The following is a 1,077-nucleotide window of genomic DNA, read 5'->3' as shown; positions in this document are numbered from 1 at the left end:
GCGCGGAGCGCGGCGGCGGCTTTCGCCGAGCACGCGCCCCGCGACGTGCGCTCGACCGCGTCCGCCTCCGCAGCGGACAGCTCGGCCCGGGCCGCCGCGACCAGCCGCTCGGCCCCGCGCGGCACGTCCGCGGCGGCCGTCGATGCGCGGGGCGTCCAGCTCCCGAGTCCGAGCAGGTAGTCCGGTCCGCCCGCCTTCGTGCCGGGGCCCACCGCCGACTTCTTCCAGCCTCCGAACGGCTGCCGCTCGACGATCGCGCCGGTGATGCCTCGGTTCACGTACAGGTTGCCGGCCTGGATGCTCTCGAGCCACGTGCCGATCTCGGCGGGGTCGAGCGCGTGCAGGCCCGAGGTCAGTCCGTAGTCGACCTCGTTCACGAGCGCGATCGCGTCGTCGAGCGTCGGCGCCGTCATGATGCCGAGCACCGGTCCGAAGTACTCGGTGCGGTGGTACTCGGAGTTGCGGCGCACGCCGTCGCGGACCCCCGGGCTCCACAGGCGGCCGGAGTCGTCGAGCTTCCGCGGCTCGAGCAGCCAGCTCTCTCCGGCGCCCAGCTCGGTCAGCCCGCGCAGCAGCTTGCCCGCGGCGGGCTCGATGACCGGCCCCATCCGGGTGGCCGGGTCGGTCGGGTAGCCCACCGTCAGCGAGGCGACCGCGTCGAGCAGCTGCGCGCGGAACCGCTTCGAGCGGGCCACGGAGCCGACCAGCACGACGAGCGACGCGGCCGAGCACTTCTGGCCGGCGTGCCCGAACGCGCTCGAGACGACGTCCTTGACCGCGAGGTCGAGGTCGGCCGAGGGAGTGACGATGATCGCGTTCTTGCCGCTGGTCTCGGCGAGCAGCGGGAGGTCGTGCCGGAACGAGCGGAACAGCTCCGCCGTCTCGTACGCGCCGGTGAGGATCACGCGATCGACGGCGGGCGAGGCGACGAGGTCCGCGCCGAGCTCCTCCTCCGGGACCCGCAGCAGCAGCAGCGCCTCGCGGGGGACCCCCGCGGCCCAGAGCGCCTCGGCGACGACGGCACCGCAGCGCGCGGTCGGGCCGGCCGGCTTGAGCACGACGGCGGACCCGGCGGCC

Annotated in this window: 1 protein-coding gene; it reads right to left on the bottom strand. The window is 75.1% G+C overall.

Going from position 1 to position 1,077, the window contains the following annotated elements; translation table 11 throughout:
• Nucleotides 1–1,077: aldehyde dehydrogenase family protein (locus tag NB037_RS19320; protein WP_251948687.1), on the bottom strand; the 1,077-nt coding region annotated here is incomplete at both ends.

It is taken from the genome of Rathayibacter rubneri (assembly GCF_023743255.1).
Lineage (GTDB): Bacteria > Actinomycetota > Actinomycetes > Actinomycetales > Microbacteriaceae > Rathayibacter > Rathayibacter rubneri.
Note: the sequence above shows the minus strand (reverse complement) of the source record. Positions and strands in the feature narration are given on the sequence as shown.